28 protein-coding genes are annotated in these 26,758 nt (G+C 57.9%); 22 read left to right on the forward strand and 6 right to left on the reverse strand.

The features are described from left to right. Position 1 precedes the first annotated feature (1 nt). The 19 genes from rplR to glmM all read left to right on the forward strand — a co-directional run bounded on the left by rplR (position 2) and on the right by glmM (position 15,365). On the forward strand, positions 2-364 hold the full coding sequence (gene rplR, locus D8M41_RS00970) for a 50S ribosomal protein L18 (protein ID WP_006888729.1): 363 nt from the start codon (positions 2-4) through the stop codon (positions 362-364). Further along, positions 364-1,038, forward strand: a complete 675-nt coding sequence (gene rpsE, locus D8M41_RS00975) for a 30S ribosomal protein S5 (RefSeq protein WP_006888721.1) — start codon at positions 364-366, stop codon at positions 1,036-1,038. The genes rplR and rpsE overlap by 1 nt, the downstream gene beginning before the upstream one ends. Further along, positions 1,038-1,244, forward strand: a complete 207-nt coding sequence (rpmD, locus tag D8M41_RS00980; protein ID WP_004005265.1) for a 50S ribosomal protein L30 — start codon at positions 1,038-1,040, stop codon at positions 1,242-1,244. The genes rpsE and rpmD overlap by 1 nt, the downstream gene beginning before the upstream one ends. 1 nt (position 1,245) lies before the next feature. After that, on the forward strand, positions 1,246-1,692 hold the full coding sequence (gene rplO / locus D8M41_RS00985; protein WP_006888780.1) for a 50S ribosomal protein L15: 447 nt from the start codon (positions 1,246-1,248) through the stop codon (positions 1,690-1,692). Between the two features lie 241 nt (positions 1,693-1,933). Next, positions 1,934-3,241, forward strand: coding sequence for a preprotein translocase subunit SecY (gene secY / locus D8M41_RS00990; RefSeq protein ID WP_006888706.1), 1,308 nt, complete (start codon positions 1,934-1,936; stop codon positions 3,239-3,241). Then, the gene (locus D8M41_RS00995; RefSeq protein ID WP_037234574.1) at positions 3,238-3,801 is read left to right on the forward strand and encodes an adenylate kinase; all 564 of its coding nucleotides are present in this window, start codon (positions 3,238-3,240) and stop codon (positions 3,799-3,801) included. The genes secY and D8M41_RS00995 overlap by 4 nt, the downstream gene beginning before the upstream one ends. Positions 3,802-3,907: 106 nt before the next feature. Then, entirely contained in the window at positions 3,908-4,747 is an 840-nt protein-coding gene (gene map, locus D8M41_RS01000) for a type I methionyl aminopeptidase (RefSeq protein WP_037234577.1), read from the forward strand. Between the two features lie 137 nt (positions 4,748-4,884). Continuing rightward, positions 4,885-6,114: a 23S rRNA (adenine(2503)-C(2))-methyltransferase RlmN gene (gene rlmN, locus D8M41_RS01005; RefSeq protein ID WP_126926241.1), complete on the forward strand. Its 1,230-nt coding sequence runs from the start codon at positions 4,885-4,887 to the stop codon at positions 6,112-6,114. Positions 6,115-6,325: 211 nt separating this feature from the next. Then, the gene (gene infA / locus D8M41_RS01010; RefSeq protein WP_006888715.1) at positions 6,326-6,547 is read left to right on the forward strand and encodes a translation initiation factor IF-1; all 222 of its coding nucleotides are present in this window, start codon (positions 6,326-6,328) and stop codon (positions 6,545-6,547) included. Positions 6,548-6,667: 120 nt separating this feature from the next. Continuing rightward, positions 6,668-6,781, forward strand: a complete 114-nt coding sequence (rpmJ, locus tag D8M41_RS01015) for a 50S ribosomal protein L36 (RefSeq protein WP_004005257.1) — start codon at positions 6,668-6,670, stop codon at positions 6,779-6,781. Between the two features lie 167 nt (positions 6,782-6,948). Beyond that, positions 6,949-7,317 (forward strand): 30S ribosomal protein S13, encoded by a 369-nt coding sequence (rpsM, locus tag D8M41_RS01020; protein WP_005505026.1) that lies wholly within the window; start codon positions 6,949-6,951, stop codon positions 7,315-7,317. A gap of 68 nt (positions 7,318-7,385) precedes the next feature. Then, complete coding sequence (gene rpsK, locus D8M41_RS01025) at positions 7,386-7,790, forward strand: 30S ribosomal protein S11 (protein ID WP_006888779.1); 405 nt, start codon at positions 7,386-7,388, stop codon at positions 7,788-7,790. 145 nt (positions 7,791-7,935) lie between these two features. Beyond that, on the forward strand, positions 7,936-8,928 hold the full coding sequence (locus D8M41_RS01030) for a DNA-directed RNA polymerase subunit alpha (protein WP_006888733.1): 993 nt from the start codon (positions 7,936-7,938) through the stop codon (positions 8,926-8,928). Positions 8,929-9,043: 115 nt separating this feature from the next. Next, the gene (gene rplQ / locus D8M41_RS01035; RefSeq protein WP_126926242.1) at positions 9,044-9,736 is read left to right on the forward strand and encodes a 50S ribosomal protein L17, sunset domain variant; all 693 of its coding nucleotides are present in this window, start codon (positions 9,044-9,046) and stop codon (positions 9,734-9,736) included. A 134-nt stretch (positions 9,737-9,870) separates the two neighbouring features. Next, positions 9,871-10,971 (forward strand): tRNA pseudouridine(38-40) synthase TruA, encoded by a 1,101-nt coding sequence (truA, locus tag D8M41_RS01040; protein ID WP_174232413.1) that lies wholly within the window; start codon positions 9,871-9,873, stop codon positions 10,969-10,971. 293 nt (positions 10,972-11,264) lie between these two features. Further along, on the forward strand, positions 11,265-11,708 hold the full coding sequence (rplM, locus tag D8M41_RS01045; protein WP_006888736.1) for a 50S ribosomal protein L13: 444 nt from the start codon (positions 11,265-11,267) through the stop codon (positions 11,706-11,708). A gap of 32 nt (positions 11,709-11,740) precedes the next feature. After that, positions 11,741-12,238, forward strand: a complete 498-nt coding sequence (rpsI, locus tag D8M41_RS01050; protein WP_006888782.1) for a 30S ribosomal protein S9 — start codon at positions 11,741-11,743, stop codon at positions 12,236-12,238. A gap of 359 nt (positions 12,239-12,597) precedes the next feature. After that, positions 12,598-13,677 (forward strand): polyphosphate kinase 2, encoded by a 1,080-nt coding sequence (ppk2, locus tag D8M41_RS01055; protein ID WP_126926243.1) that lies wholly within the window; start codon positions 12,598-12,600, stop codon positions 13,675-13,677. Positions 13,678-14,003: 326 nt separating this feature from the next. Continuing rightward, positions 14,004-15,365: a phosphoglucosamine mutase gene (gene glmM / locus D8M41_RS01060; RefSeq protein WP_126926244.1), complete on the forward strand. Its 1,362-nt coding sequence runs from the start codon at positions 14,004-14,006 to the stop codon at positions 15,363-15,365. A 163-nt stretch (positions 15,366-15,528) separates the two neighbouring features. Here glmM and mscL read toward each other — a convergent pair whose 3' ends face one another. The 3 genes from mscL to coaA all read right to left on the reverse strand — a co-directional run bounded on the left by mscL (position 15,529) and on the right by coaA (position 17,947). After that, positions 15,529-15,897, reverse strand: a complete 369-nt coding sequence (gene mscL, locus D8M41_RS01065) for a large conductance mechanosensitive channel protein MscL (RefSeq protein WP_126926555.1) — start codon at positions 15,895-15,897, stop codon at positions 15,529-15,531. 252 nt (positions 15,898-16,149) lie between these two features. Further along, positions 16,150-16,947, reverse strand: coding sequence for a M15 family metallopeptidase (locus tag D8M41_RS01070; RefSeq protein WP_126852956.1), 798 nt, complete (start codon positions 16,945-16,947; stop codon positions 16,150-16,152). A 43-nt stretch (positions 16,948-16,990) separates the two neighbouring features. Continuing rightward, the gene (gene coaA / locus D8M41_RS01075) at positions 16,991-17,947 is read right to left on the reverse strand and encodes a type I pantothenate kinase (protein ID WP_006888717.1); all 957 of its coding nucleotides are present in this window, start codon (positions 17,945-17,947) and stop codon (positions 16,991-16,993) included. A gap of 191 nt (positions 17,948-18,138) precedes the next feature. Between coaA and glmS the strand changes: the two genes are divergently transcribed. From glmS to D8M41_RS01090, 3 genes are all read left to right on the forward strand, one after another. Then, positions 18,139-20,022, forward strand: coding sequence for a glutamine--fructose-6-phosphate transaminase (isomerizing) (gene glmS / locus D8M41_RS01080; RefSeq protein WP_126926246.1), 1,884 nt, complete (start codon positions 18,139-18,141; stop codon positions 20,020-20,022). Between the two features lie 234 nt (positions 20,023-20,256). Further along, on the forward strand, positions 20,257-20,700 hold the full coding sequence (locus D8M41_RS01085) for a holo-ACP synthase (protein ID WP_006888734.1): 444 nt from the start codon (positions 20,257-20,259) through the stop codon (positions 20,698-20,700). Between the two features lie 33 nt (positions 20,701-20,733). Then, positions 20,734-22,314, forward strand: a complete 1,581-nt coding sequence (locus tag D8M41_RS01090) for a bifunctional ADP-dependent NAD(P)H-hydrate dehydratase/NAD(P)H-hydrate epimerase (protein ID WP_126926247.1) — start codon at positions 20,734-20,736, stop codon at positions 22,312-22,314. Positions 22,315-22,418: 104 nt separating this feature from the next. Here the strand turns inward: D8M41_RS01090 and D8M41_RS01095 are convergent, their stop codons facing one another. The 3 genes from D8M41_RS01095 to D8M41_RS01105 form a co-directional block, all read right to left on the reverse strand. After that, complete coding sequence (locus D8M41_RS01095; RefSeq protein ID WP_236588854.1) at positions 22,419-23,879, reverse strand: sugar transferase; 1,461 nt, start codon at positions 23,877-23,879, stop codon at positions 22,419-22,421. A gap of 486 nt (positions 23,880-24,365) precedes the next feature. Continuing rightward, entirely contained in the window at positions 24,366-25,154 is a 789-nt protein-coding gene (locus D8M41_RS01100; RefSeq protein WP_126926248.1) for a phosphatase, read from the reverse strand. A gap of 54 nt (positions 25,155-25,208) precedes the next feature. After that, complete coding sequence (locus D8M41_RS01105) at positions 25,209-26,489, reverse strand: glycosyltransferase (RefSeq protein ID WP_174232397.1); 1,281 nt, start codon at positions 26,487-26,489, stop codon at positions 25,209-25,211. Positions 26,490-26,758 lie beyond the last annotated feature (269 nt).

The following is a 26,758-nucleotide window of genomic DNA, read 5'->3' on the forward strand; positions in this document are numbered from 1 at the left end:
CATGGCTATTAAGTCGAAAGCAGCGCAGCGTGCACGTCGTCACGCTCGTCTGCGTAAGCACATCTCGGGTACTGCGGCGCGTCCGCGCCTGTGCGTCACCCGTTCGAGCCGTCACATGTTCGTGCAGGTGATTGACGATGTGAAGGGCGTAACCCTGGCATCGGCATCGACCATGGAAGCGGATTTGCGTGCAGCAACCGAACTGACAAAGACTGCTAAGGCTAAGCGTGTTGGCGAACTCATCGCAGAGCGCGCGAAGGCTGCGGGTATCGAAACCGTTGTGTTCGACCGCGGCGGTAACAAGTACCACGGTCGTGTTGCAGCAGTTGCTGATGGTGCACGCGAAGGGGGTCTGGAACTCTAATGAGCGAGCAGAACGAAAAGGAAACTCAGGTGAGCGAAGCAACCGTAGCTGAAACCGCTGAGACCTCCAAGCAGCGCGAAGATCGCCGCAGCAACCGCGGCGAGCGTCGCGGCCGCGGTGACCGTAAGAACAACCGCGCACGCGAAGAGGAAAAAGACAAGTACATTGAGCACGTTGTTGCCATTAACCGTGTTGCCAAGGTGGTGAAGGGCGGCCGTCGTTTCAGCTTCACCGCTCTGGTCGTTGTTGGTGACGGTAACGGTATGGTCGGCGTCGGGTACGGCAAGGCCAAGGAAGTTCCCTCGGCTATTTCCAAGGGCGTTGAGGAAGCGAAGAAGAACTTCTTCCGTGTTCCCCGCATCGAGGACCGCACCATCCCGCACCGTGTGCAGGGTGAGGCAGCCGCAGGTGTTGTGATGCTCCGCCCGGCAACCGCCGGTACCGGTGTGATCGCTGGTGGCCCCGTGCGTGCGGTGCTGGAGTGCGCCGGTATTCACGATGTGCTCTCCAAGTCGCTGGGGTCAGCTAACCAGATCAACATCGTTCACGCAACCGTTGCAGCACTCAAGCAGCTGGAAGAGCCTCTGGCAGTGGCAGCCCGCCGCGGCCTGCCCGCAGACGAGGTTATCCCCAGCTACCTGCGCAACACCAAGTCCGATAAGGCAGGTGCGTAATGGCTAAGCGTATTCAGCCCAGTGACGCAAAGCTGGAAATCACCCAGGTCAAGTCCTATGTTGGTCAGAAGCAGAACATGCGCGACACCCTACGTTCCCTCGGCCTTAAGCGCCCGGGCAACAAGGTAGTACGCACTGCTGACCCCGTCACCGTTGGCATGGTTAACACCGTTGCTCACCTGGTGAAGGTTGAGGAGGTCAAGTAAGATGGCAGACGCTATCAAGATTCACGATCTGCGCCCGGCACCGGGTGCCCACAAGGCAAAGACCCGCGTAGGCCGCGGTGAAGGCTCCAAGGGTAAGACCGCAGGTCGCGGTACCAAGGGTACCAAGGCACGCTACCAGGTTCGTGCAGGCTTCGAAGGCGGCCAGCTGCCGCTGCACATGCGCCTGCCGAAGCTGCGCGGCTTCAAGAACCCGTTCCGCACCGAGTACCAGGTGGTAAACCTGGACCGTATCCAGGAGCTTTTCCCCTCCGGCGGTGACGTAACCGTCGCCGAGCTGGTGGCTAAGGGGGCAGTTCGTAAGAACCAGCCCGTGAAGGTTCTGGGCAACGGCGAGATCACTGTGAAGGTGAACGTAACCGTTGACAAGGCATCGGCTTCCGCTATTGAGAAGATCAAAGCCGCTGGCGGTTCTGTGACCGTCAAGTAGTTTTCACACTACAGGTACGACCCCCGCAGGTTTTTACCCCTGCGGGGGTCGTTCTTTTCCAGTCAGCAACCGCACGGTGTTATTGCACACTAAATCATGCTCAGAGAGTAGAAATAGGCGGTATTCGTGGGTACGGTTATCGACAAACGCCGTGAACGGGTTAGACTGGAAAGTATGTGTTTAACGCACCCGCTAAGGTTAGCCTTAGGGCGTGCACACCCCAAGAATTTCAGGAGGACATGTGCTTAGCGCATTCGGGCGCGTCCTAAAGACCGCCGACTTGCGACGCAAGCTGCTGTTTACCCTGGGCATGATCGTGATATACCGCATGGGCACTTTCATCCCTGCCCCCGGTATTTCCTACGGCACCGTTCAGCAGTGTATCGCCAATAATGGCAGTAACCACGGAATCTATGACATCGTTAACCTCTTCAGCGGTGGCGCCCTGTTGCAGCTGTCTATCTTCGCACTGGGCGTGATGCCGTACATTACCGCAAGCATCATTATTCAGCTGTTGCGTGTGGTCATCCCGCGTTTCCAAGAGCTACACGATGAAGGGGCTCAGGGACAGGCTAAACTCACACAGTACACTCGTTATCTCACCATCGCCCTCGCGCTTCTGAACGGCACCACCATTGTGTCAATGGCCCGCAGCGGCGCACTGATCGGGAACTGCCCGAACATTATCCCCGTTGATGACATCTGGCATGTTCTGCTGATTATTATCACCCTGTGCGCAGGTACCACCGTGATCATGTGGATGGGTGAGCAGATCACCGAACGCGGCGTGGGCAACGGCATGTCACTGCTGATTTTCACATCCATCGCCTCCTCCTTCCCGAACGCACTTGGCGCTATTGAGCGTCAGCAGGGCGCAATGGTTTTCTGGGCCGTGTGCGGTGTGGGCCTTGTGGTGATGCTCGCCGTAGTCTACGTGGAACAGTCGGTACGCCGTGTACCCGTGCAGTACGCAAAACGGATGATTGGGCGCCGCACCATTGGCGGCACAAGCACCTATATTCCGCTCAAGGTCAATATGGCCGGTGTGATTCCGCTGATTTTCGCTTCCTCCCTGCTGAGCCTACCCGGCATTATCGCCCAGCTGAACACCCCCAATAACGGCTCGCCTCCGCCGGAGTGGGTCAGCTGGATTAACACCTACCTGGTGCGCGGCGATCACCCGCTGTACATTACCCTGTACTTCTTCCTCATCCTGGGATTCACGTACTTCTATGTGTCGGTGACTTTCGACCCGGTTGAAGTGGCGGATAATATGAAGAAATACGGTGGGTTCATCCCCGGCGTTCGAGCCGGCAAACCTACCGAGCGTTACCTCAGCTACGTGCTGAACCGTATTACCCTGCCTGGCTCACTCTACCTGGCGGTCATCTCTATGATTCCGCTGGTTGCGCTGATTCTATTCCAGGCAAACCAGAACTTCCCGTTCGGTGGCGCCTCGCTGCTGATCGTGGTGGGCGTTGGGCTTGATACCCTCAAGCAGATTAACGCCCAGCTCCAACAACGACACTACGAAGGACTGCTTCGATGAACCGTCTGCTGATCGTTGGCCCCCCGGGGGCCGGCAAAGGCACCCAAGCCGTAAAAATCGCCGAGAAACTGAACATCCCGGCAATCTCCACAGGCGATATCTTCCGCAAAAACATTAAGGAAGAAACCGACCTGGGTAAAGAAGCCAAGTCGTATATCGACTCCGGCAACCTAGTTCCTGATTCTGTGACCAACAGGATGGTGCGGGCGCGCCTTGCTGAGGCAGACACCGCCAACGGCTTCCTGCTGGACGGGTACCCCCGCAACACCGCGCAGGTGCACGAACTGGATTCGATCCTCGCCGAAACTCATCAGCAGATTGACCGTGTGCTCTTGTTGGTTGCTGATAACGATGAGCTTGTGGCGCGGCTGCTGAACCGTGCTGCCGAGCAGGGCCGCACCGACGATAATGAAGAGGTCATCCGCCACCGCCTGAAGGTGTACGAAGAGGAGACCGCACCGCTGATCGCGATTTATCGTGAACGCGGCATCGTCAAAGAAGTAAACGGTCTTGGCGAGATCGCTGAGGTGACCGAACGTATCCTCTCGGCCCTTAACTAGCGGAAACCGTGACTTGTGCCCCCGCAAGAACTTGCGGGGGCACAGCGTTTTAAGCTTGGATAGATACGGCACCCCGCCGCACCGCACTGAATGAAGGGTAAACACCGTGGCACGAGTCGAGATTAAAACCAATGCCCAACTGGCGCATATGTCACGCGCCGGGTTAATTACGTCCCGAGCGCTCGACGCAGCGGTTGCTGCCGCCCAGCCAGGAGTGAGCACCGCAGAGATTAACCGCGTCTTCGAAGAGAGCCTGCAGGAGCAGGGCGGCACCTCGAACTTCTACGGCTACTACGACTACCCGGCCAGTATTTGCACCTCTGTAAACCACGAGGTGGTGCACGGTATTCCCGGCGACTACAGGCTCAAAGAGGGAGATATTCTCTCCATTGACGGTGGCGCCTATATTATTGACCCGGCAACCGGTAAACAGTGGCACGGTGATTCAGCACGCACCGTCTTAGTGGGTGAAGTGTCCCAGGAACGGCGTGAACTTTCGGACATCACTCGCGCTGCTATGTGGCACGGTATCGCGGCGTTGGCTACCGCCAAAAAAGTGGGGGAGGTCGGAGTTGCTATTGAAGGGTTCGTGCGTGAGCAGGCGGGGGATAAGTACGGCATTATTGAAGACTATGTGGGGCACGGTATTGGCACCCAAATGCATATGCGCCCAGATGTACTGAACTATGCGGCACGTGATTTAGGCCCGAAAATTAAGCCCGGTATGGCATTCGCTATTGAACCGATGCTCGTCACCGGGGGTATTGCCACACGCGTGCTCCAGGACGACTGGACGGTCGTGACTGCTGATGGCTCCGACGCCTGTCAATGGGAACATTCGGTTGCTGTTCACCGGGATGGGATCTGGGTGCTTACTGCGCAGGACGGGGGAGCTAAGGAACTTGCGGAGCTGGGCGTGGAGGTGCGAGAGATCCCCGCCGACTAAGACACCGCCCCACAGCGGACCGTGCGGCTGCTGCACTTGAGGTACCCTCCCACCCGGCTTCCAGAATACCGCCGGGCAACCGGTTCCTCACCTGATGAGGTACTGACCTCACACCACACAGACGACAGGAAGAAACCATGACCGAAACCTTCGCTGGCTGCGCCGCAGCTTCAACCGATTCCACGTCGCGCTCCACCAAAGTACCCGTGGAGATTTCAAGCGTGCGCCCCGAACCGGGAAAAATTGCGCTCAAAGCACCCCGGCGCACAAAACCGCCCAAGCATATTGCCGATTTTGATATGGCGGGGCGTCGTGAATTCCTCAAGGAACTGGGATACCAGCCCTTCCGTGCATCGCAGCTCTCAAAGCACTATTTCGAACGACTGGTTAACGACCCGGCGCAGATGACAGACCTGCCTGCTCAGGATCGTGACGAGATAGTATCCCGTGCAATGCCGCAGCTGCTAACTCCCGTGCGAACCCTAGAAGCTGACGGCGGGGATACCCTCAAAGTCGTACATCGTCTTTTCGACGGGGCGCTTATTGAATCGGTCATTATGCGGTATGACAACCGCGTGACCATGTGCATTTCTTCGCAGGCCGGGTGCGGGATGAACTGCCCCTTTTGTGCCACCGGGCAGCAGGGGCTCACTCGTAATCTTTCGACCGCGGAAATCGTGGAGCAGGTGGTTGCTGGGGCACGCTATCTGAAGCAGATGAAGGGTCTTGACAAGGCCGATGGAGGGTCGGAAGATACCCGCCCGCTGCGCGTCTCCAATATTGTGTTTATGGGCATGGGTGAGGCGCTGGCAAACTATAAATCAACGATGGGTGCGGTGCACCGCCTGATCGATCCCGCCCCCGAGGGATTGGGTATCTCCGCGCGCGGACTGACGATGTCTACCGTGGGATTGGTGCCCGGTATCCGCAAGTTTGAGCTGGAGAAACTGCCGATTACGCTTGCCCTCTCGCTGCACGCGCCGGATGATGAACTGCGCGATGAGCTTATTCCCATTAACCAGCGGTGGAAGGTTGATGAGACTCTGGATGCCGCATACGACTATTACCGCACGACCGGGCGGCGCATCTCAATTGAATATGCGCTGATTCGCGATATTAATGACCAGGGATGGCGCGCCGATTTGCTGGGGAAAAAGCTAGCGCAGCGCGGCCGCGGATGGGTGCATGTAAACCCTATTCCGTTGAATCCGACCCCCGGCTCAAAATGGACAGCATCGCGTAAGGGCGTGGAGCAGAATTTTGTGGAGCGTCTGCGGGCGCACGGTATTCCAACGACAATTCGTGATACTCGTGGTTCTGATATTGATGGTGCCTGCGGTCAGCTTGCCGCCAAGGAAGAAGAATAACAGCAGTGTGTGGTGAAGCATAGCCTCCCAAGTTGTGTTATGGCCGGGCGTGTCGTAAAGTTAATAGCTGGTAGTTTGTGCCGGCGTTAAGTGCACCCATTTTAGGTGTGGAACGCCCCGCGCCGATACTCTCGTATGTCGGCGAGGGCTCACAGCAGAATATTAGATTGCCCGGCGCATTAGGCTCCGGGCACCGACGTTAGCGGAGGATATGGCCAAGAAAGACGGCGTCATCGAAATTGAAGGCCACGTGGTGGAAGCCCTACCTAACGCGATGTTCCGCGTTGAGATGGAAAACGGCCACAAGGTCCTTGCCCACATTTCAGGCAAGATGCGTCAGCACTACATCCGAATCCTGCCTGAGGATCGTGTGATAGTGGAACTGAGCCCCTACGACCTCTCTCGCGGTCGTATTGTCTACCGTTACAAATAAACCCGATGATTAAACGTCGCTTCGGCGGCGTTTAAGTCGTGTTCACAGGGATAAATAGTTCCGCGTTTTGACGGAACCTCTTATCTCGCCAGTTATCAAGTTGCAATCAAAAGGAATGCGATGAAGGTCAAGCCGAGCGTTAAGCCGATCTGCGATAAATGCAAAGTGATCCGCCGTCACGGTGTGGTCATGGTGATCTGCGAAAACCCGCGCCACAAGCAGCGCCAGGGCTAAGCCCCGGTCGCCATAAACCCACCGAACGGTGGAACCGTCATAGGCACCGCTCCGCATCGTCCCTTATACGGGGCAGAGGCGGATACCTCCGGACTCAGAGGCCGGGGACCGGGTACGCCCGGGCAGTGATGCTATAGACCTCTGGAAAACAACAAGGAGAAGCCAGTATGGCACGTCTCGCTGGAGTTGATATTCCCCGCGAAAAGCGCGTGGAAGTTGCTCTCACTTACATTTACGGCGTGGGTAAGACCCGTGCTCACGAAACCCTCGCTGCTACCGGCGTGAACCCTGACACCCGTGTCAAGGACCTCACCGACCAGGAGCTTGTGGCTCTTCGTGACTTCATCGAAGGCAACTACAAGGTTGAAGGTGATCTTCGCCGCGAGGTTGCAGCCGATATTCGCCGCAAGGTTGAAATCGGCAGCTACCAGGGTCTGCGTCACCGTCGCGGCCTGCCGGTTCACGGTCAGCGCACCAAGACCAACGCACGTACCCGCAAGGGCCCGAAGCGTACCGTCGCAGGTAAGAAGAAGTAAGCAACGTTGCTCAGCCGGATCATCGCTATCGGCCAACGTATTAGTAAACCTTTGTAGGAGAATCAAAAATGCCTCCCAAGACTCGCGCCGCGGCTGCTCGTAAGACCCGCCGCAAGGTTAGCAAGAACATCGTTGCTGGTCAGGCTCATATTAAGTCGACCTTCAACAACACTATTGTCTCCATTACCGACCCCACCGGTGCAGTGATCTCGTGGTCTTCCGCAGGTGACATGGGTTTCAAGGGCTCCCGTAAGTCCACCCCCTATGCCGCACAGCTGGCCGCCGAAGCCGCTGCTAACCGCGCCAAGGAGCACGGCGTGCGAAAGGTGGATGTATTCGTCAAGGGCCCCGGTTCCGGTCGTGAAACCGCCATTCGTTCGCTGCAGGCAGCAGGCCTAGAGGTCGGCTCGATCCAGGACGTCACCCCCGTTGCGCACAACGGCTGCCGTCCGCCTAAGCGCCGTCGCGTCTAGTAGGGTTCCGTCCCTGTCCCTCGCTGGGCCACCCGTGTATACGGGCTATGCCTTGCGAGCAGAGTACAGACTACCGTCTGCTTCCTGAATCCTGTTTTCCCCAACCTGTGGGCTCATATAGCGGAGTCCACCGAAAGGAAACAAAGTGCTTATTGCACAGCGCCCCACTCTGACTGAAGAGGTCGTAGCGCCGAACCGTTCGCGCTTCACCATTGAGCCCCTTGAGCCGGGCTTCGGTTACACCATGGGCAACTCGCTCCGTCGTACCCTGCTGTCCTCCATTCCCGGTGCTGCCGTGACCAGCGTCCGTATCGACGGTGTGCTTCACGAGTTCAGCACCATTGCAGGTGTGACCGAGGATGTGACCGAGATTATCTTGAACATCAAGAAACTCTCCATTTCCTCTGAGAACGACGAGCCCGTGGTCGCCTACCTGCGGCTGCAGGGCGAGGGTGAGCTCACCGCAGGCGATATTGAGGTGCCCGCCGGTGTAGAAATCCACAACCCGGATCTGCACATCGCTACCCTGAACGATAAGGCGAACTTTAACGCTGAGCTGACTATCGAGCGTGGCCGCGGCTACGTGTCTGCTGCTCAGAATAAAATTGGTGACGCAGAGATTGGCCGTATCCCGGTTGACTCTATCTACTCACCGGTTCTGAAAGTCACCTTCAACGTGAATGCGACCCGTGTGGAGCAGCGCACCGACTTCGACAGCCTGACCCTGGATGTTGAAACTAAGGAAGCTATCGCACCGCGCGATGCCGTCGCATCCGCTGGTAGCACCCTAGTCGAGCTCTTCGGGCTAGCACGTGAACTCAACGTTGCTGCCGAGGGTATTGAGGTTGGTCCGTCCCCGGTGGACGAGTCCATCGCCGCTGATATGGCGCTGCCGATTGAGGACCTGAACATGTCCGTCCGCTCGTACAACTGCCTCAAGCGTGAGGGCATCCACACTGTGGGTGAGCTGGTGACCCGTAGCGAGGCCGACCTCATGGATATCCGTAACTTCGGTGCCAAGTCCATTGATGAGGTCAAGGCAAAGCTTCACGAGCTCGGCCTAGCCCTGAAGGATTCCCCTCCCGGGTTTGAGCCCGTAATCCGCGCGTTCGACGACGAAGACGGTTCCGGCGAATAATCCCCACGGACCATTCCGACCGTACAGTTCACCCGGTAAACCGGGGTTAGTCAAACTTGGTTCCTAAGCTCTGAGGCTACTGGAGCGACGGAACGTAAACTATGGAGAAATAATTATGCCTACTCCCACTAAGGGTCCTCGCCTTGGCGGTTCCCCGACCCATGAGCGTCTGATGCTCAATAACCTTTCTGCGCAGCTGTTCCAGCACAAGCGCATCACCACCACCCTCACCAAGGCGAAGCGTATGCGCCCGGTGGCGGAGCGTTTCATTACTTTCGGTAAGAAGGGCGATCTCGCTGCTCGACGCCGCGTGCTGCGTTCCATTACCGATAAGTCTGTGGTGCACGAGCTGTTCACTGTGATCGCCCCGGCAATGGCGGAGCGTCCCGGCGGCTACACCCGCATCATTAAGATTGGTAACCGTAAGGGTGACAACGCCCCCATGGCTGTGATTGAGCTCGTGATGGAGCCGGTGGCTACCAAGGGCGCCGTTGCGGAGGCTACCAAGGTTGCTGAAAAGGCTGCTGATGCTCCTAAGGCTGAGAAGGCTGAGGCAAAGCCCGCTGCTGAGGAATCAGGGAAGTCTGCTGACCTGCCCACGGGTGCTCACCCCCCGCTGGAGTCTGGTGAGGCTCCCAAGGGCTTTGAGGTGAAGGGTAACGCCGACTCAATGAAGTACCATGTGCCCGGTTCCCGCTGGTATGCGAACACTATTGCTGAGATTTGGTTCGACTCGGCCGAGTCAGCTGAAGCAGCAGGTTACGCACCGGCTGGTGGCGCAGCGGCTCAGAAGGTTTCCGCCGAGTAGTCGTGGCGATCATCTGATGCTTTGTGCAGGCCCGCCCCCACGTTCTGTGGGGGCGGGCCTGCTTTTATATCAATTTGATAAAATTTTACTTATTTTCTCGTTGTAGTTTCTTTACCGGTTGTTTGGCGGGTATGGTGGAAGAGCACTGGCTCACACTCACCGACTCAACCAACCACAAGGAGAATACGATGCTGGCCCTCTGGGAAGCAGGTGTGCAGGAAGACAGCGTTCAGGATTTTGAGATGCAGGAATACGATCCAGCCTTAATAGCCATGCGCTGCGGCGATGATTTCGCTGACGCCGCTATTAGCGTGCGAGCTCCGGGGCTGCGTAGGGTACGTATCGACTTGGCGTATGATGGCTCGTTCTTTAGCGGGTGGGCGAGGCAGCCCAGCCGGGTGACGGTCCAAGGTGTTCTGGAATCTGCGTTGGAACTTATTCTGCGCTCACCCCACCGAGTGACGGTCGCAGGCCGTACCGATGCCGGTGTGCACGCTGAGGCGCAGACTGTGCATCTGGACATAACAGAAGAGACATGGCAGAAACTCACCGGACGTGAGGGTAATCAGGACCCGGCGTGCACCCTGCACCGCCGCCTTACCGGGGCCCTGCGCCGCACGCTGGGGGAGGCCGAGGTAAAATTGGGCCTGCCCATGAGTATGCACGGCGTAATGCAGGGGGCAATACGTATTCACCGCGTGTGCGAGATGCCCGCTAACTTTGATGCACGTTTCTCGGCGACTGGCCGTCGTTATATTTACCGTATTGCCGATGGGCAGCAGGCAGGCCCCGACCCGCTGCGGCGCACCTTCACGTGGGGCGTCCCTGAGAGGCTCACCCCGAGTGTTCTGAATGAGGCCGCCGCAGACCTGTTGGGGTTGCGTGATTTCCTGTCGTTCTGTAAGCCCCGTGAGGGTGCTACGACTATTCGTGAGCTGCGGATTCTGAACTTTATGCGCACTGAAGAGGGCCTGATTGAGGCCCATATTGTTGCTGATGCCTTCTGCCACCATATGGTGCGCTCCATTATTGGGGCTCTGGTGCTGTATGCCAGCGGCAAGCGCACCCGCGAATGGCTGCGGGGGCTGATTGATTCCCCGGCGCGCGATGCCTCTCTGACGTTGGCACCCCCTCAGGGCCTATCATTGGCTGAGATTTACTACCCGGCTCCTGAAGAGTACGGGGCGCAGGCGGAACGTGCCCGCCGGACGCGTACCGCCGCAGCCGCAGGGTAAACCGGTCATAGCCCGGCCCCTAAAAGGTGCTGGTTTATTTTAACGTTTAAATCCACACGGATGAGGGTTCCGTGTGGATTAAGCGTTTAAAGTCCTGTATAGTTTTGACAGTTGTGCGTGTTCTACCCGAGCGCGCTCTGCGGCACTGTCTAGTTGCAGGACGTTAAGGTGCCGCGGGGTACGGGCTAGGACGGGCGAGCATTCGGTCCTCACCCGGATTCGTCATGCACGTAGTAATAGGCGTGATACCCAACTAAGCGCCGAATGTACATTTCGAGACAAAGGCCAATATTTTGCGCACTTATACTCCTAAGCCCGGCGAAATTGAGCGCCAGTGGCACATCATTGATGCCACCGACGTGGTGCTCGGTCGCCTCGCAAGCCAGACCGCTATCCTGCTGCGCGGTAAGCACAAGCCGACTTTTACCCCTAACGTGGACACCGGCGATTTCGTGATCATCGTGAATGCTGAGAAAGTCGCCCTGACCGGTGCAAAGCTTGAACAGAAGCGTGCATACCGCCACTCGGGTTACCCCGGCGGTCTGAAGTCCGTTAACTATGCAGAGCTTCTTGAAACCAACCCTGTTCGTGCGGTTGAGAAGGCTGTGAAGGGCATGCTGCCCAAGAACAAGCTGGCTGCACAGCAGATTAAGAAGCTGAAGGTCTACGCTGGCCCCGAGCACCCGCACGCGGCTCAGCAGCCCAAGACCTACGAATTCAACCAGGTCGCCCAGTAATTCGGGCCTACGAAGAAACAATAGGAGAAATCGTGGCTCAGAATGAAGAGCAGATCGTAGTCGAGGAAGAGCTGACCAGCTACACCTCGGAATCCGCAGCCCCCGTCGCGGCGGCTGCACAGGCAAGCCGTCCGGCACTGACTGTTGCAGGTGCTGCAGTTGGCCGCCGTAAAGAAGCAGTGGCGCGTGTGCGCGTTATCCCCGGCTCCGGCAACTGGACCATTAACGGCCGCGCCCTGGATAGCTACTTCCCCAATAAGCTGCACCAGCAGGACGTGAACCAGCCGTTCAAGATTCTGGAACTTGAGGGCGCTTACGACGTGATCGCACGCATTAACGGTGGCGGCCCCTCCGGTCAGGCTGGTGCGCTGCGTTTGGGCATTGCTCGCGCGTTGAACGAGATCGACCGTGAGAACAACCGTCCCGCGCTGAAGAAGGCAGGCTACCTCACCCGTGACGCACGCGTCATTGAGCGTAAGAAGGCCGGTCTTAAGAAGGCACGTAAAGCTTCGCAGTTCTCCAAGCGTTAATCGCTGGTTCTGCGACAGTTTGCAGGCTCTGCAGCTCTCCTCAGGTGGGGCTGCAGGGCCTTTGCTTTACCTGAAGCTATCGAGGTCAGTCTGGAGCTCTTCTTGCTGCTGCGGTTTAGTAGTGGGATAACAGAGCAGAGGCAGAGTGGCGGTGCGTGCAGAGTGCCCCGTTTGTATGGGCGTTGAAAGAAACACATATATCACGGGGGGTAGGCCCACGGTAATAGTGCCGCTGAAAGGGCACAGCGGCGGGGCTTGGGTAGTAACCATAAGGGTACGTGTAACTGTAACGGTTGTCACTTAGAGGGTGATTTCGATACAGTTAAAAGGTCATAGTAGACACAACAGGAAGAGACAGTATGACGGAGAAAAACCCCGCAACGGAGCAGGCCACCACTGTAGAAGATCAGTCCGTTACAGCCCATTCTGTAAGTGAGAAGGCTGTCTTTGAGACCGAAAAAAGTGGCACATCCACCTCCGATAAGCGGGCAGCCATTAAGCAGGCTCTTAGGCCTCAGCTTCGCCGTACCTCGGTAGTGGAAGACTATGCCGCGGAATTGGACGAAATGGCTTCCTTAACGCACGCACTAAACGGCAGCAAAAAAGACGACAATAAGAGCGACGCCTGGAAAATCGGCTATCCGTACGATACGAAACTGGGGCGTAAAGCCTACGAGAAAGAAAAGCGAGCCCTGCAGATTGAGCTTTTGAAGCTCCAGCTGTGGGCAAAAGCCACGGGCCAGAAAATCCTGATCATCTTTGAGGGGCGCGACGCCGCTGGTAAGGGCGGATCTATTAAGCGCTTTACCGAACACCTGAACCCGCGTGGCGCCCGTGTGGTTGCGCTGGAGAAACCCACCGACATTGAACAGACCCAGTGGTACTTTCAGCGGTACATTAAACACCTTCCCTCAGGCGGGGAGATCGTGATGATGGACCGTTCCTGGTACAACCGTGCCGGTGTTGAACGGGTGATGGGGTACTGCACCCAGACGCAGTACTTTGAGTTCATGCGTGAGGTTCCCGACCTGGAACGTATGCTGGTGAACTCCGGCATTAAGCTCATTAAGTTCTGGTTCTCTGTCACCAAGCAGGAGCAGCTGGCGCGTTTTAACTCGCGCCGGACCGACCCGGTGCGACAGTGGAAGCTCTCACCCACCGACCTTGCCTCGCTCGATAAGTGGGACGATTACACTGCCGCCAAGGAGGCAATGTTCTTCTACACTCACACCGGCGATGCCCCGTGGACCGTAATTAAGTCGAATGATAAGAAGCGTGCCCGTCTAGAGGCAATGCGCTATGTGCTCTCGCAGTTCGACTACCCCTCCAAGGACCATGAAGTGGTGGGCACCTGCGACCCCCTTATTGTTCGGTCGGCTACCGATGTATTTGAGGAGGAAGGCGGCAGCGACCCGGAAGGTTTCCCTGTCGTTCAGTAGCCTAGCCCATGTACAAGGGTAGACCTTGAGGCCTGCACCCACCTGGAAAAAGTCACTGATACACCGGGTGGGTGCGGTGCTATAAAACTTTATTGCTATTACACTCCGAATAATACGGGTAATACATAAAAAAATTTAACGAATAATCTATTATCGGGTTGATAGAAGAATGCAGTTGCGTCCCGCAAGTTTTTCCTTGCAGGGCGCAATTAATTTATATAATCTTAATTTTTTAAATGAATATTTAATAAAAATTTTAATGATGTGATCATTGCTATTGACCAAACCTGCCTGAAGAATCTCTCAGTACCCCGTAGAATGGGAGTGTGACTGAAAGACTATTTGGAACCGACGGGGTGCGTGGCCTCGCCAATTCGGCGATCACCCCGGAATTCGCTCTAGAACTTGCCCAGGCAGCAGCTATTGTACTGGGATTCGATACCGTTGCTGACGGGGTACGTCCCCGGGCAGTTATCGCTAACGACTCTCGGGCATCCGCAGACTTCATTTGCGCGGCAATGAAGGCTGGTTTCGCCAGCGCCGGTGTTGATGTGCTTGACGCGGGGGTAGTCCCCACCCCGGCTGCGGCCTACCTGGTAGCCCACACCGATGCCGATTTTGGGGTGATGATTTCTGCCTCACACAACCCTGCTGCCGATAACGGCATTAAGTTCTTAGCACGCGGCGGTCAGAAGCTTGAGGACAAGGTCGAAGACGCCATTGAGCACGTGTATAAGCTCAAAGCATTCCGGTACCCCACCGGCGGTGCGGTAGGTACTGTGCGTCCGCTCAGTAATGGCGCCTCAGTGTACGTGGATCATCTGGTATCCACCCTATCGGAAGAAAAACCGCTGGCGGGCCAAAAGATTGTGCTTGACTGCGCGAATGGTGCCGCTTACTCCGTCTCGCCCGCCGCATTTGAGGCACTGGGCGCTGAGGTAGTTACTCTAGCTGTGGAACCGAACGGCACGAATATTAACGACGGTGTGGGCTCAACCCACCCCGAGAAGCTGCAAGAAGCCGTCATAAAACACGGCGCCGACATGGGTATTGCTCACGATGGCGACTCTGACCGGTGCCAAGCCGTGGATGAGAACGGCAAGCTCGTGGACGGCGACCAGATTATGGCGATTCTTGCTGTAGCAGCGAAAAACGCTGGCACTCTGGCGCAGGATACACTCGTGGCGACCGTCATGAGCAGCCTGGGGCTGGAACTATATCTGAAAGAGCACGACATTAACCTAGTGCGCACTGGGGTAGGGGACCGCTACGTGCTGGAGGCCATGCGCGAAAACGGCTATAACCTGGGTGGCGAACAATCCGGGCACGTGATTATGAGCGACTATGCAACCACCGGAGACGGTGTGCTGACAGGCCTTCACCTGGCGGCCGAAGTGGCCCGGAGCGGGAAGAAACTATCGGAGCTGGCAGCCCGCATGAAGCCCACCCCGCAGCGCCTCATTAACGTGAAGAACGTAGACAGGGCCGGTGTGAAAACCAATAAGGCACTCACCGCCGCAGTGACTGATGCCGAGAAAACACTGGGGCACAGCGGGCGCGTGCTATTGCGTGCCTCCGGTACCGAGCCGCTGGTGCGGGTAATGGTGGAAGCCGCAGCTCAACAACAGGCTGACGAGGTCGCCCAGCAGCTGGCTGATGTTGTCACTAAAGAGCTGAAACTCGTATAAACCCTATAATGCGCACAAGGCACCGACGGCTTGCTCCGTCGGTGCCCTTTCATTATTGGTGTCCCTGTTGTGGGTATGACGCTTTAAAGCAGCTATCCCGCTCTTTCCGGTGGGAAAGAACGGGATAGGTTAAGCCTGTTAAATACAGGTACGAACGGGAAGCTTACTTCTTGGTGGTGAGGGAGTCGCGGATCTCCTTCAACAGGGACAGCTCAGTGTCTTCCATATCTTCAGCCTTTTTCTTGCTGACCCTTGCGTTGAGCTTCTTCATAGGCATCACTACCGCGAAGTACAGGGCGGCAGCAACCAGCAAGAAGTTGACAACAGCAGTCAGGAACACGCCAACCTTGACATCGCCAAATGCCAGGAAGTTATCGTAATTCTGAACGCCAACAACCATAGAAATGGCAGGCATCAGAATAGAATTAACGAGAGCCTTCACGACCTCGTTGAACGCAGCACCCATGATGAAAGCGACCGCAAGATCAAGGACATTGCCACGGAGAATAAAATCTTTAAAACCTTTAAGCATGTGATTAAGGATAACCATAATCAGGTGCAGATTTCGAGAGGTGTCTCAGAATATAGACAAAAACCCTTGTGTTTTTATTCACAAATAACTTTCTGGAAATGTTCAGCAGTCTATCAGAGATGCATTTATTAACCGCATAAATTCGAGCATAAGAGGGGACACACTCTCCATATGTGCCCCCTCAGTACTTCACTAAATATACAGTTAAGCCTGTCGTTCAGGGTGAGCCCTCAGTGACGGTCAGTCACCGCTCTAAGACTCCTCATAATTCGGGGCAGCCCCCGTGCCAAAGAACTCCTCCAAAGTGTCCGCTCCTGAAGCTGTGTACTCCTTGGCAAGCTCAACGCCCAAATACCGGTAGTGCCACGGCTCAAAAATGTAGCCAGTAATACCCTGCTGCTGCTGAGGGAAGCGCAGGATATAGCCGTACTCGGGGGCGTGCTCGGCCAGCCACCGCCCGGCCTTCGTGTCCTTATAGCACTCTTCCAGCAAGCACCCCTCCTGCGCCGACCCAAAATCAATGGCAAGACCGGTCTGATGCTCCGAATATCCGGGGCGGGCCGAGAGTGTATCTGCCTTCTGCTTGCCGTTCACCTCAACCCAGTGCTGATAGGTCTGCTGCTGTACCGCGTACGAACGGTAGGCGCTGCTAACCGTCAGCTCCACACCCTCCTGCTTCGCGGCCCGCATCATTTTCTTCGCTGCTTCGGCCGCCTCAGCCCGCAGCTGATGTCCCTCAAAATCTACCAGGTCCTCAGGCTCCCACTCCTTAGGGGAGAACGGGCGCATCTTGTTCACAATCACTCTTAACGACCCCGGGTTCGTCTCGGTGCTCGCCGATGCGGCCGAAGGGCTGGAGCCAGCCGCAGCCGTTGAGCCCGCACCACCCGACCCTTCAGAAGCGGAACCAGTAGAAGAAGCCGAGTTTGATACACCCGAAGTACCATCACCCGAACCGCAGGCCGCCAATAATAAGGCGCCCGCTCCGCCGCCAGCGAGAGCAAGCGCGGCACGGCGCGAAAAAATATCGGCTGTTCGGTGCACGGTCATAATATCTCCATTCGTCGGTGACATGTGATCCACACGAACGCATCTAGTTTTTACGCAAAAGCACCCGCTGCACGCTGTGGTTAGCGCCCTTTTGCAGTATCAGGTGAGCACGGGCACGGGTTGGAAGTACATTATGTACCAGGTTCGGTTCGTTAATGGACTTCCAGATACCGGTAGCAACCTCTGCCGCTTGCGTATCGTCCAGCTCAGCATAACGCCTAAAATACGAATTGGGGTTAGAAAACGCCGAAGAACGCAAGGAAAGGAAACGTTCCACGTACCAGCGTTGAATATCTTCAGTGAGCGCATCCACGTAGATGGAGAAGTCGAAAAAATCACTGAGCGTCAAATCCGATGTTTCGGGGCCTTCCGTACCGGCGGGGGCGAGCACGTTCAGCCCCTCCAGGATCAGCACGTCCGGGGTGTTCACCTCAATCCGCTCATCGGGCAGGATATCGTAATACAGATGCGAGTACTTGGGTGCCGAAACCTGCGGCACACCCGATTTGACGGCGGATACAAACTCCAGCAGGGCTCTGCGATCGAAAGACTCGGGGAAGCCCTTACGGTGCATAATGCCGCGACGCTGCAGCTCGGCATTAGGGTACAGGAAGCCGTCAGTGGTGACGAGCTGCACCTTCGGGGTGGAAGGCCAGCGGCGTAATAACGCCTGCAACACGCGGGCGGTTGTGGACTTGCCCACAGCGACCGAGCCCGCCACACCAATGATGAACGGTACCCGCCGCTGCGAAACCCCCAAAAAATCGTTCGTCATATGGTTCAGCGACGAGGCGGCGTTCACATACAGGTTCAGCAGACGAGACACCGGAAGATACACCTGCTGCACTTCTTCAAGGTCTATCGTCTCGCCTAAACCCCTTAAGTCTTCGATCTCTGCGCCGGTCAGCGGCACCGATATTTCGGCGGAAAGACGTGACCAGCGGGTGCGTTCCAGCTCGGTAAAACGCGACCAAGCGGCAGAAGTAGATGCTGAGCTCATGACCTCAAGTGTAGGGTTTTTGTCACCGGCGCGCTAAACCGGACCCTTAGCGCCCCCGACAGGGAACAACGTCCCGGGTATGTGGCGTACCTAACGAAAAGAAACGGGGGTGGTGAACCCCATTGTGCTCACAGGCCCAACCGGCCCCCAAACGCGCAGAGAACCGCTAGCAATAAGATAGACTTTTGAGTATGTGTGGAATCGTTGGATACGTAGGTCTGGGCTCAGCACCAGACGGTCATAAATTTAGCCACAATGCATATGATGTGGTTCTAGAAGGTCTACGCCGCCAGGAATACCGCGGCTATGACTCTGCCGGTGTTGCGCTCGTATGCCCCGACGGCATCGAATTCCGCAAGAAAGCGGGCAAGCTCATTAACCTGGAGAACGAGGTTGCGCAAGCTCCTCTCACCGAATCACGGATCGGTATCGGTCACACTCGGTGGGCCACCCACGGCGGGCCCACCGACACTAATGCGCACCCGCACGTGGTCGATCACGGCCGCCTTGCGGTAGTGCATAACGGTATTATTGAAAACTTCGCTGAACTGCGCGCCGAACTGCTCGCTGAAGGGGCCGAGTTCCAGTCCCAGACCGATACCGAGGTAGCTGCCGCACTGATCGCAAGCAGCTATAACAAGCTCGGCACCGGTAACTTGACCGAGGCCGTGCGCGTGGCATCAAACCGTATGGAGGGTGCGTTCACGATCCTTGCGGTGCACGCAGACCACCCCGACCAGGTGGTGGCAACCCGCCGTAACTCCCCGCTGGTGATCGGCCTGGGGGAGAACGAGAACTTCCTGGGCTCTGACGTTTCGGCGTTTATCGATCACACCAAAGAAGCCGTGGAGATGGGGCAGGACCAGATTGTCACCATCACCAGCACCGACTACTCGATTATTGATTTTGACGGCAACCCCGCCGAAGGTAAACCCTTCCACATCGAATGGGACGCCGCAGCGGCGGAAAAGGGCGGCTACAACTCGTTTATGGAGAAGGAAATCCACGAGCAGCCCACCGCCGTTGAGCAGACCCTCATGGGACGCATGGACGAAAAAGGCAACCTCGTTCTGGACGAGCTCAATATCGATGACTCCGTGCTGCGCTCGATCGATAAGATCATTGTGGTGGCCTGCGGTACCGCAGCGTACGCGGGCCAGGTTGCGCGCTACGCTATCGAGCACTGGTGCCGTATCCCCACCGAGGTCGAGCTCGCCCACGAGTTCCGCTACCGCGACCCCATCGTGAACGAGAAGACCCTGATTGTGGCTCTCTCGCAGTCCGGCGAGACCATGGATACCCTCATGGCGGTGCGTCACGCCCGCGAGCAGGGCGCTAAGGTCATCTCCATCTGCAACACCCACGGTTCAACCCTGCCGCGTGAATCCGATGCGGCGCTGTACACCCACGCCGGTCCTGAGATCGCGGTTGCATCAACCAAGGCGTTCCTGGCGCAGATTACCGCAGCATACCTGCTGGGTCTGTACCTGGCGCAGCTTCGCGGCAATAAGTACAAGGACGAAATCTCCGCGATCCTCGGTGAGCTGCAGAAGATGCCCGCCAAGATCCAGAAGGTGATCGACAACGATACCCTCGTGAAGGAACTCGGCGCCGAGATGAAAGACACCTCTTCGGTGATCTTCCTGGGCCGCCACGTTGGGTTCCCCGTTGCTCTTGAAGGCGCGCTTAAACTCAAAGAGATCAGCTACATCCACGCCGAAGGCTTCGCCGCCGGCGAGCTGAAGCACGGTCCTATCGCCCTGATTGAAGAGGGCCAGCCCGTCATCATCATTGTGCCTTCCGCACACGGGCGTGAATCCCTGCACGGCAAGGTCGTCTCCAATATTCAGGAAGTGCGCGCCCGCGGGGCCTTCACCATCGTGATCGCCGAAGAAGGAGACGAAGCCGTCAAGGACTACGCGGATCGTCTGATCACTGTTCCCGCTGCGCCTTCTCTGCTGCAGCCTCTGCTGGCCACCGTGCCGCTGCAGATTTTTGCGTGCGCACTTGCTGAGGCGAAAGGACTGGACGTTGACCAGCCCCGTAACCTCGCCAAGTCGGTGACCGTGGAGTAGCGCAACCCGCTCTGTCAGGAACTGCCACAAGCGTCCGGCGTGCACCCCAGGTGCTGCCGGGCGCTTTCTTATACCAGCCCGAAACCCCACTCTGCTGCAGCTACATGCCCTCATAGGCACCCCACACCCGGAAAAATAGTCTGCAGCGGTGCTGAGAGCAAAGCGAAACCTGTTGAAACTCACACAACCTAGCTAGACTTAACATAAAACACCGCATCGGGAAGAAGGTGAGAGATGATTATCGGCATCGGCGTAGATACCGTCAATATCGAACGATTCGAGCGGATAGTGACCGAAACCCCCGCCTTCGTGCGACGCGTCTTCACCGCCAGCGAGCGCACCCGCAACCTACGCTCCCAAGCCGTACGGTTCGCCGCGAAAGAAGCCCTCGCCAAAGTTCTCGGCGCACCCGCCGGGCTCAACTGGCAAGACTGCGAAGTAGCCAGCACCGAATCCGGCCAGCCCTACCTGGTGGTCAGCGGAACCATCGCTGCCCGCGCCCGCTCGCTCGGCATTAACCGCCTGCACCTGAGCCTCACTCACGACGAACCTGTGGCCGTGGCTATCGCCACCGCAGAATACCTCAACACCAGCGAACTGGAGCACCTGCGCCGGTTCAACCCCGAAAGCTATCGCATTACCGTGCTCGCCCCAGAGCCCCCAGGCGAAACACCGTAGAAACGTGTGAGGGCACCAGCCTAAGGAGAGGCCATGAAACTCATCTACACCGGCGAAAGCATCCGCGAAGCCGAAAAGCCATACGTGCAGGCACCCGACTATAACGGCTACCTGATGCAGCGCGCCGCCGATGCGCTCGCCGAAGAAGCATACGATACCCTCGTTAGCCACGGGGCGCCGCCGCACAGCGGGCGTGTGCTGCTGCTGGTAGGGCCCGGCAATAACGGTGCCGACACCGTGTATGCGGGGGTGCGGCTGCACCGGCTTGGGTACAGTATTGACGCGGTGCTGTTTGACCCCACGGGGCGTAACCTTGAGCTTATCGCCCGTGAGGCTGGGGAAGGCACCCGAGTGTTGCACACAGAGCAGAGCCTGCGTAATATCTCCGACTACTCATTAATCATTGATGGGATCCTCGGCACCGGTGCGCGCGGGCCTGTGCGCGGGGAAGCGGGGGAGTACCTGGGGTATTTGCGGTCCCTGCAGCAGCTGGGCACACTACCGCCCGTTATCGCCTGTGACATCCCCAGTGGGGTAGACAGCAACGACGGCACCCTGAATGAGCCGTCCCTTGCGGCGGTGCGTACCGTCACCTTCATTGGGCATAAACTGCCGACTGGCACCGGCACCGCCGAACACTGCGGCAGCATTCGGCTGCACACCCTGGGGGTGCCGCACGCCCTTGATAACACCGAACCGGCGCTGCGGGTGCTAGAGACCAAAGATTACCGTCGTGAGCTTGAGACCCCCACCGTAGAATCACACAAATATACGCGGGGAGTGGTAGGGATGCTCACCGGAACACCCGAGTATCCGGGCGCGGCACTCATGAGCGTTCATGCGGCCATTAACACCGGGGTGGGTATGGTGCGTTTCGGTGTGAATGACGAGAAATTACACGCCCTGATGCTCGCCCACAACCCCGAAACCGTGTGTTTCAGCGGGCCTGCACGCCAGCAGCAGGTGCACGCCTGGGCCGGGGGCAGCGGCACCACATCGAGCGAACCCACCAACCGGTACCTCATTGAGGCCCCTGAACCGGCGGTACTTGACGCCGGAGCTGTGGATACCGTGGCGGAGTACCTGCTCACCGGTAAACGCCTCACCGCCCATAAAATACTCACCCCCCACGCCGGTGAGCTGCAGCGGCTGCTGGCGGCGCTCGCTAACGGGCTGGCGGGGCGGTGGGCCGATCTGATGCAGAACACCCCCGCCCCCAGCAGGGACGATATTACCCGCCAGCCGCTGCGGTGGGTGAAAACCGCTGCCGCGCTTACCGGGGCAACCGTTATGCTCAAAGGCGGGTATAGCCTGATCGCCTCGCCCGCAGACACCGTTTACAGTGTGCGCGGGGCTACCGCCTGGTTGGCCACTGCTGGCAGCGGAGACACTCTCACCGGTATTTTAGGGGCACTATTGGCGCAGAAAGTTGCCGCCGCTGCACAGTGCGGCACACCGCTAGAGGATGACGTCTACGCGCGTGTTGCCGCTTTGGCTGTGTACCTGCATGGCCGGGCGGCCCTCGCCTCATTGGGTGGGCGCAGGGGCCCGGTACCGCCCACACGGGTGGCTCAGAGCCTGCCGCAGGCGATTGCAGAACTGCTGGAGTACTAGCAGTGAGACAGAAAAATAATGCTGTGCCTGCCAGCTGATATCAGCTGGCGGGCACAGTATCCTAGTCTGAGGCGGCGGTAAGAGACGCCGTTTGTTTGTGGTGTCTAGTACGCCCCGTCCTTGGCGAATACGGCGCGTACTGTGCGCGCTAAAATCACGAAATCGGTGGTGAGTGACCAGTTCTCCACATAGTACAAGTCGAGGCGTACCGACTCTTCCCAAGAAAGATCGCTGCGGCCAGAAACCTGCCACAGCCCCGTAATACCGGGTTTGACCAGCAGACGGCGGTACACCATCTCCTCGTACTTTTCGACCTCTTCAGGCAGCGGCGGACGCGGGCCCACCAGTGACATGTCACCCTTGAACACGTTCCACAGCTGTGGCAGCTCATCAATCGAGTATTTGCGGATAAACCGCCCCACCGGGGTGACTCGCGGGTCGTTCGCCATCTTAAAGAGCAGTCCGTGCCCCTCATTTTGCGCCGCCAACTGTTTTTTGATTTCTTCAGCGTCGGTGCGCATCGACCGGAACTTCACCATCTTAAACGGCTGGCCTTTAATGCCCACACGCTCTTGGAAGAAGAACACGGGGCCTCTATCGCTCTTCACCACAAGCGCCACAATAGCGAACAGCGGGGAAAGCAGTAGCAGCCCCAGACCCGAGCAGACCACATCAATACTGCGTTTTGCGAAGGCTGAAGCGCCCGTAATACGCGGGGTTGAGACGTGCACCAGCGGCAGGCCGTTCAGCGGCTGAATGTGCATGCGCGGGCCCGCCACGTCGGTGGTGGCTGGGGCCATAATCAGTGAGATGCGGGCATCAGCCAGTTTCCACCCCAGCTGCCGCATCTGGTTGGGGGTCAGGTGGTGGCCGTTCGAGACCGCCACCATGTGAATATTGTTCTCCTGCACCGCCTGCATAATCTTGGCGGGGTCGGTGCTGTACCCCAGCACCGGCAGGTTATCGCCAGCAACAACCGTGCCCTCGGGAAGGCCCGGCAGGTAGAACGCGGTGGGGCACAGCCCGGAGGCGATCACGCTCCCCAGCGCCTGGTGCAGGTGACGCCCGGTGATGACGTCGGAGATAATCAGGACGCGGGTGAGCGCGCGGCCTCTTTTACGCCACCGCACTAGTCCCTGCCGCAGCAGCCACCGCATAAACGCCAGCGAGATAATGCCCAGCGGGTAGGAAATCAGCATGTACAGGCGGGTGAATTCCACTTTCAAGAAGAAGGCGACAATGATGATCATGCAGAAACAGTAGGTGGTGCCCCGCGTGACAAGCCGGTACTCCTCTGTACCGAACCCCAGAACCCGCACACTGCGGGAGCCGTTAAATTGCAGGAAAAGCCACCACATGATGATCATGATGATATCTAGGGTGATGTAGTCAAACGGGATGTATTCACGGCCCATGACGCTAAACGGCCAGAGGTTAATGGGGGGAAGATCCACCTGCTCGAAGCCAAACCGGAAAATGTGCGCGCTCACCACGGAGAATGCGATCGCTATAAGATCAACCAGGTACAGGGCGTGCACGACTTTCGTGTGCCAGGTTTTCTTCATGACATAGGCGCTATCCCATATTTTCTTAAGGTTGTCTTGAATCCCCAAAATTCAATAACCTTCCCCGGACCGTGGAGCCGATAGACTGGTTCCGCGCCGTGGCGGCAGATCCGCCCGGCGTGAACCTATTGTTTTTGCCAGTGCTGTGTTTGTGTGAGTGAGTGGAAACGCGTTTCAGAAGCCGAACACTGCCGGGGCAGGATCAGGTAACGAGAGAACAATCGGCTGTCAGCGAAAACGTATCCATTCATTATTTTAGGGCTACAAGGCCCGCGCATATTCACACAAAACCCGTTAAGTTGAGTGAAGTCGGTCACAGAACGTGCGTGTGGTGGGGAGACAGAGCCGCATAACGCCTGCTGGCGCGGAAGGCAGGTGCGGGTACTCGCTGCGGCAGGCAGCGCCCGCAGGGGCCTAAAAGCAGCAGTGCGTGAGGTGCGCTGGTACATCTTCTTAGTCTATCCGCTCATGCTTATAAGTCATGAGTCAGGAACGAAAACCGGTCAGTTCAGCCCGGTCGAGCACAAAATCAATCAGCGGTTCGTAACGATTCGGCGGAACATTATCATCCATCGGAACACACACCGGTAAATCACCCTGCTCCGCGGCAATAAACAGCCCCGGGTCGTTACAGTCGGCAATACCGAGCGTCGGCAGCTTCTGCTGCGATGCCGCATACCCCGCCATCCCGTGATCGGAAACCACAAGATCGGGCAGCTCACCGCGCTCACGAAGCTGGGCGAGGGCGATGCGCATCGGCCCCGGGAAATGCGTATGCTGTAGATTCCCGTACTGCTCAAACATCACCACACCCATGATCTGGCGGATATCGCCGTCTAAGAACCGCTCACCCTGCTCAACACGCAGCACCGTGGCCCCGGCGCGTTCGGCGACGCGCGCCAGCTCAGCATAAATGGGGAAAAGCCCGGCGGGATGACCGGTGGCGAACAGGAGCTTTTGGCGGGCACGCACCGCATCACCAAAAATACGGGCATACTCTTCAAGAGCATCAATGCTCTGGGCGGCACCAATCGTATCTTGCCCCTGAACATGCGAGCGGTCAGGGTTCAGGCCAGCACGGCGTACCATAACTTCAAAAACTTCGTCGTAGGTCCAATCCTTTGACCAGATCACCCCGAATTCGAGGTGCTCATTATGATCAAGGAAACCTTGAATATGCGAAAGGTTATTCTCGCGTGGGGTGGCAACATCACCCGTGATACGGGCGGAATCAAGGTAAGCGGCGAACTCGTGCCGGGTCATAGGGAATGTCATGGGTACAGTGTAGCTAATGGAGATGTGGCTCCCCGGTGAGACGAGCGCGTCCGGTTAGCTCACCGCGGAGAGCGCATCCGCATACGCCGCCAGAGTTTTCTGTGCCGTAGCCTCCCAGCTGAAGGAGCGCGCCCGCGCCGCCGCCTGCGCCCCCAGGGTGAGCCGAAGCCGCGGGGCACGAACCACACGCTCAATGGCCACCGCCCAATGCTGCGGGGTACGCGGGGCTACCAGCAAACCGGAGACATGGTTCTCGACCGCATACCTCAGCCCATCAACGTCGGAGGCCAGCACCGCCGCACCAGCGGCCTGAGCCTCTAAAGCCACCAGCCCGAACGACTCGGATGAGGACGGGGAAGCCACAATATCGGCCCGCCGGAAGATCTGCGCCAGCTCACTCGCCGGAACAGGGGGCCGTAAATGCACCCGGTCCGCCACCTGCAGCTGCGCGGCGCGCTGAAGGAGCAGCTGCTCATAGTCGGAGTCGGAACGGCCAATAATATCGAGCTCAACCAGCAGGTCATCAGGGAGCAGCCCCAGTGCCTCAACCAGCAGGTGCGGGCCTTTAAGCGGCTGGGACCTGCCCGCAAAAACGATACGGGAGCGAGTATCCGACCCCTCATTCTCGGCGTGTACGCCCGCAACGGGGCAGAAAATACTCGTATCAACCCCCGGAGTAATCACCCGCAGCCGTGAAGGGTCAGCCCCGTAGTACCCCTGCAGCTGGTCGGCCTCAACCGGGGTGTTCGCGATAATAAGGTTTGCCTCGGCAATAATACGGCCCTCTTCAGCTCGCCGGTACCCCGGCTCCGCAGGCTCGTTGGCACCACGGTGCGCATCCTTCGCCGCCGCCGTAGTATGCGGGGTAAAAAGAACCGGAACGTTCGTTCTGCTGCCTGCGGTGGCTGTTGCATAGTGTGCCGCAGCGTTTAGCGCGGCAACACCCGAAAGCCAATAGTGCGCGTGGATCAGCTGCGGTACCCACTGCGCCGCCTCCACCGCCGCCTGCGCAAAACCGCCGGTGAACTTCGGTAAATCATTCTTCGCGGCCCCGCGCGTTCCCGAAACCGGCACATAGTGCACGCGACACCGCGGATGCTCAGGGGCCGCCGAGCGTTCTGCCGCCCCATCCCCAAAATCCAGGGTAAAAACCTCAATACGCAGGGCGGGGTCAGCGGCGAGCATCGCCTCCACCGAACGCGCAATGTACACATTCATGCCCCCGGCATCGCCGCTGCCAGGCTGAGCAAACGGGTCGGTGTGCATTGAAAAAAGATGCACCACGCGGGCGGCGGTCTCAGAGGAAACGCAGGAGGGTGGGGTTGAAATACTCACTCGCACAGTCTACCGCGCCGCACCGCACCCACCCCAAAAAAACACCCGCACCCAAGACGGCATACCGGCACATAGCCAGCGCACAGCCAGCACTTACACTCCGCCCAGCCGCATTGTGCATGATGGAAGAAATCCCGCACGGTAGAAAAACCCTGAAAAACGCGGTGACTAGGGCGTATGACCGTTGGGGGAGTCCACGATAAAATGTAAAGACACCGGCGTACACCGCCCAGCAGGTCACCTAAAGGCACAACTAAACCGAGGTACAG

Origin of the sequence: Rothia sp. HSID18069 (genome assembly GCF_003989155.1) — a bacterium.
GTDB lineage: Bacteria > Actinomycetota > Actinomycetes > Actinomycetales > Micrococcaceae > Rothia > Rothia aeria.

Excerpts from the sequence above, each read along its gene's own strand:
- rplR (WP_006888729.1), top strand. The coding sequence starts at position 2 with ATGGCTATTAAGTCGAAAGCAGCGCAGCGTGCACGTCGTCACGCTCGT.
- rpsE (WP_006888721.1), top strand. The coding sequence starts at position 364 with ATGAGCGAGCAGAACGAAAAGGAAACTCAGGTGAGCGAAGCAACCGTA.
- rpmD (WP_004005265.1), top strand. The coding sequence starts at position 1,038 with ATGGCTAAGCGTATTCAGCCCAGTGACGCAAAGCTGGAAATCACCCAG.
- rplO (WP_006888780.1), top strand. The coding sequence starts at position 1,246 with ATGGCAGACGCTATCAAGATTCACGATCTGCGCCCGGCACCGGGTGCC.
- D8M41_RS00995 (WP_037234574.1), top strand. The coding sequence starts at position 3,238 with ATGAACCGTCTGCTGATCGTTGGCCCCCCGGGGGCCGGCAAAGGCACC.
- rlmN (WP_126926241.1), top strand. The coding sequence starts at position 4,885 with ATGACCGAAACCTTCGCTGGCTGCGCCGCAGCTTCAACCGATTCCACG.
- infA (WP_006888715.1), top strand. The coding sequence starts at position 6,326 with ATGGCCAAGAAAGACGGCGTCATCGAAATTGAAGGCCACGTGGTGGAA.
- rpmJ (WP_004005257.1), top strand. The coding sequence starts at position 6,668 with ATGAAGGTCAAGCCGAGCGTTAAGCCGATCTGCGATAAATGCAAAGTG.
- rpsM (WP_005505026.1), top strand. The coding sequence starts at position 6,949 with ATGGCACGTCTCGCTGGAGTTGATATTCCCCGCGAAAAGCGCGTGGAA.
- rpsK (WP_006888779.1), top strand. The coding sequence starts at position 7,386 with ATGCCTCCCAAGACTCGCGCCGCGGCTGCTCGTAAGACCCGCCGCAAG.
- rplQ (WP_126926242.1), top strand. The coding sequence starts at position 9,044 with ATGCCTACTCCCACTAAGGGTCCTCGCCTTGGCGGTTCCCCGACCCAT.
- ppk2 (WP_126926243.1), top strand. The coding sequence starts at position 12,598 with ATGACGGAGAAAAACCCCGCAACGGAGCAGGCCACCACTGTAGAAGAT.
- mscL (WP_126926555.1), bottom strand. The coding sequence starts at position 15,897 with ATGCTTAAAGGTTTTAAAGATTTTATTCTCCGTGGCAATGTCCTTGAT.
- D8M41_RS01070 (WP_126852956.1), bottom strand. The coding sequence starts at position 16,947 with ATGACCGTGCACCGAACAGCCGATATTTTTTCGCGCCGTGCCGCGCTT.
- coaA (WP_006888717.1), bottom strand. The coding sequence starts at position 17,947 with ATGAGCTCAGCATCTACTTCTGCCGCTTGGTCGCGTTTTACCGAGCTG.
- glmS (WP_126926246.1), top strand. The coding sequence starts at position 18,139 with ATGTGTGGAATCGTTGGATACGTAGGTCTGGGCTCAGCACCAGACGGT.
- D8M41_RS01085 (WP_006888734.1), top strand. The coding sequence starts at position 20,257 with ATGATTATCGGCATCGGCGTAGATACCGTCAATATCGAACGATTCGAG.
- D8M41_RS01090 (WP_126926247.1), top strand. The coding sequence starts at position 20,734 with ATGAAACTCATCTACACCGGCGAAAGCATCCGCGAAGCCGAAAAGCCA.
- D8M41_RS01095 (WP_236588854.1), bottom strand. The coding sequence starts at position 23,879 with ATGAAGAAAACCTGGCACACGAAAGTCGTGCACGCCCTGTACCTGGTT.
- D8M41_RS01100 (WP_126926248.1), bottom strand. The coding sequence starts at position 25,154 with ATGACATTCCCTATGACCCGGCACGAGTTCGCCGCTTACCTTGATTCC.